A 5,101-nucleotide genomic window follows, 5' to 3' on the forward strand; every position below is an offset into this window, starting at 1 on the left:
GCGTGCCTGGATCGGCGGACCGTGCGCCTCGCCCTCAGGTGCTCAAGAAGCTCCTTTTTCAGCACGCCGCGCGCCTGAATGAACAGGCTGCGATAGATCGTCTCGTGTGACACCTGCTTTTGAGGTTCCCCCGGATATGTACGCTTGAGCCAGCCGGCAATTTGCTCCGGTGACCATTGCCGCTGCAGCAAGGTTGATACTGTCCGCCTCAAGAACGGACGGCAAGCCAGCTTGCAAAGCTTGGGGCGCTGCGCCCGATCCCACGCGGCCTGATCGGACCCCGCAGCCCGATAGCGATCCGCCCCGCCATTGCGCTGGACTTCACGGCTGATGGTTGACGGAGACCGTCCCAAGTGGCGTGCGATCGACCGCAACGAGCAGCGCATGCTGAGCCATCGAGATATCTCCTCCCGTTCAGAAAGGCTGAGCGCCTGTTTGCCACGGTGCCGATCCGGTGGACGGATGCCGCCGGTCGGCGAGATCACTGAGAAGACTGACGAGGACTCCCGGTCAAATCGGCGTCCGATCGAACTCATCGGCTCGCCGGCCTGCCAGCGATCCCAGATCTCGGATCGCTGGGCTGCCGAGTAATAAATGCGACGTCGCTGTTTCATATCCACACTCCATCTTTGCTAAAGATTAGAGTGTTGCGCTGACCAATTGAGCCCGCCGCCAAAACCGGTCATTCCCGGGCTTCGGCTTTTGACTGTCGCCATGCGGCAGAACAACCGCCAGGCAAACGGCGAGCGGAAGGATCTTCCGCCCGCCAGATCGCCTACGGCTTGAAGACGTAACCCGCGCCGATCATGGCATCCGCCGGTATCGGCGGCAGGTCAGCGAACAGTTCGGGATTGTCTTTCATCACCTTCAATATGTACTTCGGTTCAATGTGCTTGTTAACGTCGAACGTCGATTTCAGAATGCCCAGTCGATTGAGCCGGTCTTCTGCGCTCCAGAGCGCCCGATAATTATTCGCCGAAAGCCGTCGGTCTGCCTGCTGAATGTTGAATTGCATTGCGGCTTCGGCGATTTCCGGCTTCAGGCCGGGGATCCAGCGGGTCGCGATCTGAGCGGCCTGCTTCGGATTCTTGCGCATCCACTGGTCGCCCTCCGAAACGCCGGCAAGAAACTTTTCGATCGTCTCGCCGTTGGCGTCGACCCAGGGCCGCAGCGCGACGTTGAACCCGAGATACGAGATCACGTCGCCGCCCCGGATGATTTCGACCGCGCCCGGCACATCCTTGCCGGCGACGATCGGCCAGGGATCCCATCCTGAAAAAGCGTCGATGCCCTTGGCGAGCAGCGCGACGGTCATATCCGGCGGCGGCGTATTCACCAACGTGACATCGTCCGGTTTCAGTCCCGCCTTTTCGAGCAGAGCCAGAATGTAGAGGTGATTGATGGTGCCGAACGAGGCCGCGATCTTCTTGCCTTTCAAGCTTGCAAGATCGCCTTTGACAATTCCGGAGCCTTCGCGCGCGACGACGGCCATCGTCGCGTCAGACCCGGCCTTGGTCGCGTTGCCGCTGTAATTGCCGAGGGCGACCAGATCCATCCCGCGCAGCACGGCGCCAATCATCGGGACACCGACTTGGACGATTTCGCTCTCGCCGGCCTGCAGCGCATTGAGCGCGTCAACGCCGGTTGCATAGGGGCGGGCAATCGTGACGTCGAGTCCCCGCTTCTCGAAGAAACCGCGCTCCAGGGCAATCGGCAATCCGATCTGGTCAAAGCCGCTGACCATGCCGGCCTTGAGTTTCACCATGGTCTGCGCACCGGCGACCGTACTCCCCAGCACCAGCGCAACACCGAGCATCAATAGTCGCTTCATACTATCCTCCCTCCTTTATCGGCCCAACGCTCGTCACCCAGTAAGGCCGGGCAACCGCATTGAGATCCGTTCGTTTGACTCCACGCAGTTCTATCGAACGGTCGTCCGCACCGGAGACCCTTCCATATTGCTGAAACGCCAGAACGTGGAAGCGTTCAGGCGTAAAGGGCAGTGTGATCTGGACGTTGACCTTCTCCGACGTTCCCGACAGTTCGGGCGAAATCTTCGTCGGAGCAACCAGCGTGAGCCAGAGCTGGAAGCCGAGCCACGCAGCGATTACGCCGAGCACGACGCGGCCCCTGCTCGACCGGATGATTTCGGCGGCGAGGCTCATGCCGACCGCACCATATGCAGCACCTGGGACGACAGCCGCTTGAAATTGTCGTCCTCGATCAGGTCATTCCAGACCCGCGGACGCGGTAGGTCGACCTCGACCTGATCGAGCACCCGGCCCTTCGACAGCACGACGACGCGGTTGGCCAGAAAAACGGCTTCGGGCACGTCGTGGGTAATGAAGATCACCGTCGGTCGCCGCTCCTGCCAGATCCGGGTGAGTTCCTCCTGCAGGGTCATGCGGGTCTGCGCATCGACACTGGCGAACGGCTCATCCATCAGAAGCACATCCGGGTGGTTGGCCAGGGCACGCACCACGCCGACCCGCTGCTGCATGCCGCCGGACAATTCATTGGGGTAGCGGTTGGCGGCATGTGAAAGCCCGGCTAACGCCAGATATTCGTAGGCGATCTTGTCCCGCTCCGCCTTTGGAACGCCGCGCATTTTTGGACCGAATCCGACATTGTCCAGCACGGTTTTCCAGGGAAACAGGGCGAAGGACTGAAAGACGACGCCGCGCTCCGGCCCGGGACCATCGATAGGCTTGCCGTTCAAAAGGATTTCTCCACCGGAATAGGGGATAAAACCGGCGATCATGTTGAGGATCGTGGTCTTGCCGCAGCCGGAGGGACCGACCACGGAAACAAACTCGCCCTGCTCGACCTCGAGCGAGACATCCTGAACGGCGTTTACATGCGCGCCGGCATAGGGGTCGAAGTATGTCTTGGCGAGATTGCGCAGCGTAAGTGTCTTCATGATGTCACCAATCCCCAGCGCTGGCCCGTCGCGCGCTCGATCGGTGCGAGGATCCATGCGTCAACGATGTACCAGAGCAGCCCGAGAATGATCATGCCGAGGAGGATTTCGACCACGGAGCCGGCGCGGCGTGCATCGAACATCATGAAGCCGATGCCGCTCGTGCCGACGATGATTTCGACCGCGATCAGTGCGCGCCAGCCGTAGCCGAGTCCATTGCGCAGTCCGGTGATGATGTTCGGCAGCGCTCCCGGCAGCGTGACCTCCCAGAGAACGCGGGCGCGCGATGCGCCGAGGCTGCGCGCGGCCCGCGCCATATCCGGCGGCACCGACTCGACCCCGAGCACGGTGTTGAGCACCACCGGAAACAGCACCGTATAGACGATCACGAACGTCATAGTCGTGATCCCGAAGCCGAACCAGATCAGCAGGATTGGCAGCCAGGCGATGTCGCCGATGGCCTGGAAGAACAGCAGGATCGGCCAGCTGATGCGGCGCGCCCACCTGCTGGTGCCGATCAGCACACCCAGCGGAATTCCGAGCGCCATACCAACCGCGGCCCCGCTGATCAGGCGCAGCAGGCTGTCCTGCAGATAGTCCGGCAGGATGCCCTTATAGGTGAGGGTGAAGAAGGCCTTCACCACCTCGACCGGCCCCGGCAGGAAGGCGCGTGGAAAAATCCCGGCTTCGGTCACCGCAAGCCACAAGGCAATCACCGGAATGAACGGCACGATCGCCGCCAGGCCCGGCCAGCGGAGGGTCATGCGGGTGTAGGCGCTCCAGCTTCGCAGCAGAATGTTCATGCGCGCCTCACCATGCCCCACCGCTCGATGGTCGAACGTTCCAGTGGCACCAGCAGCAGGCGGTCGATCAGCAGCCAGAGTGCGCCGATCACGATCATGCCGAGCACGATGACCTCGGTGCGATAGAAGTCACGCGCGACGAAAAGCATGTAGCCGAGGCCGACGTTGGTCGCGATCATTTCGGCGGCGATTAGTCCTCGCCACGCGAAGCCAAGACCGGTGCGAATGCCAGTTACGATGTTCGGCAACGCTCCCGGCAGAATCACTTCGGTCAAGACTGCCCAGCGGCCGGCCCCCAGCGACGCCGCTGCGTTGCGCAATGCGCGGGGAATGGTGGAGACGCCGAGCAGCGTATTGTAGGCAACGACGAAGAACACGGCGTTGAAGATCACGAAGATGATCGCACCGAAGCCATACCCGAACCACAGGGTCGCAATCGGAATCCAGGCGATGCCCGCCAGCACCGAGAAAAACCGGAACAGTGGCGTCAAAAACCTGAAAACGGCAGGGCTCACCCCCATCGCGATGCCCAACGGCACGGCGGTGACGACGCCGAGCAGCGTTCCCAGCCCGACGCGGAGCAGGCTCGCGCCAATGTGCTGGATCAGCGACCCATCGCGGATTGAATCCACGGCGGCGCCGGCGACAGAACTCACCGACGGAAAAATCCGCGGATTGATGCCGAACAGGGGCACCACGATCGCCCACAAAAGCAGCAGTGCCGCCAAAGGCGCAACGAACATCATCGCTCCCGCGAGCGAAGCGAGACAGCGCATCAGCCACTGCGGCCGCTGTCCTTGACTGTGCACAACTGGCACGGTGACCTCTCCCTGCCGATCAGAAAGCTGACCGGTCGATTTCTTTGTTCTTTGTTTTGGCCGGTCTGGGACCCGCTAGGTGGATCCAGACGCGGTTACGCTGTAGTCGTTTCGATGCGGTCCTCCCATCGTGTTTGCTCGGGCTTCGGATTCCTTCGCATATATCGATGGACTACGGAAGGCGGGCGTGCCCGAATGATAACCGTTGGCAGCGGTCCTTCTGCTTGTGGCGCCACGGCAAGGAGCCCGCATGGGTCGACGCACCCGCCACCGGCGTTAGCCGGCCTCAGCGGTACTGCAAACCTCTCCGCCACGGCTAGTTTGGGGGCGCTCGGTCACCCTTCGCATACCATTGTCGCACGCGACCGCTCGAAAAGGCTGGCGTCAACGTCATGCGGCCATTCTTAGCCCGTCAAGAACCACGGAGCTCAACTGGCCGATGAGCGGCCGCTTCGCGCCAAGGGACTAAACCGCTCGCGCGGTAGTTTGCCGCTGCCGGCGACACAGCCAACACGATAGCGCCACGGGGCGTCCTGTCTTGAGATGAGGGGTTCGCAACC

At 61.9% G+C, this 5,101-nt stretch carries 6 protein-coding genes; all 6 read right to left on the reverse strand.

The features are described 5' to 3' along the window. The coding region (locus tag QZ213_RS24385) for a helix-turn-helix domain-containing protein (RefSeq protein ID WP_291688636.1) at positions 1–614 on the reverse strand (614 nt) is incomplete at its 3' end. A 161-nt stretch (positions 615–775) separates the two neighbouring features. After that, entirely contained in the window at positions 776–1,831 is a 1,056-nt protein-coding gene (locus tag QZ213_RS24390; protein WP_291688637.1) for an ABC transporter substrate-binding protein, read from the reverse strand. Position 1,832: 1 nt separating this feature from the next. Further along, positions 1,833–2,165, reverse strand: a complete 333-nt coding sequence (locus QZ213_RS24395) for a hypothetical protein (RefSeq protein ID WP_291688638.1) — start codon at positions 2,163–2,165, stop codon at positions 1,833–1,835. After that, a complete protein-coding gene (locus tag QZ213_RS24400) occupies positions 2,162–2,920 on the reverse strand; it encodes an ABC transporter ATP-binding protein (RefSeq protein WP_291688639.1) in 759 nt (252 codons plus the stop codon). The genes QZ213_RS24395 and QZ213_RS24400 overlap by 4 nt, the downstream gene beginning before the upstream one ends. Further along, on the reverse strand, positions 2,917–3,723 hold the full coding sequence (locus tag QZ213_RS24405; RefSeq protein ID WP_291688640.1) for an ABC transporter permease: 807 nt from the start codon (positions 3,721–3,723) through the stop codon (positions 2,917–2,919). The genes QZ213_RS24400 and QZ213_RS24405 overlap by 4 nt, the downstream gene beginning before the upstream one ends. Next, positions 3,720–4,541 (reverse strand): ABC transporter permease, encoded by an 822-nt coding sequence (locus QZ213_RS24410; protein ID WP_291688641.1) that lies wholly within the window; start codon positions 4,539–4,541, stop codon positions 3,720–3,722. The genes QZ213_RS24405 and QZ213_RS24410 overlap by 4 nt, the downstream gene beginning before the upstream one ends. Between the last annotated feature and the right edge of the window lie 560 nt (positions 4,542–5,101).

This window comes from Bradyrhizobium sp., from assembly GCF_017881085.1.
GTDB lineage: Bacteria > Pseudomonadota > Alphaproteobacteria > Rhizobiales > Xanthobacteraceae > Bradyrhizobium.

What these genes read in the sequence shown, in the direction of transcription:
- QZ213_RS24390 (WP_291688637.1), bottom strand. Translation starts at nt 1,831, where the DNA reads ATGAAGCGACTATTGATGCTCGGTGTTGCGCTGGTGCTGGGGAGTACG.
- QZ213_RS24395 (WP_291688638.1), bottom strand. Translation starts at nt 2,165, where the DNA reads ATGAGCCTCGCCGCCGAAATCATCCGGTCGAGCAGGGGCCGCGTCGTG.
- QZ213_RS24400 (WP_291688639.1), bottom strand. Translation starts at nt 2,920, where the DNA reads ATGAAGACACTTACGCTGCGCAATCTCGCCAAGACATACTTCGACCCC.
- QZ213_RS24405 (WP_291688640.1), bottom strand. Translation starts at nt 3,723, where the DNA reads ATGAACATTCTGCTGCGAAGCTGGAGCGCCTACACCCGCATGACCCTC.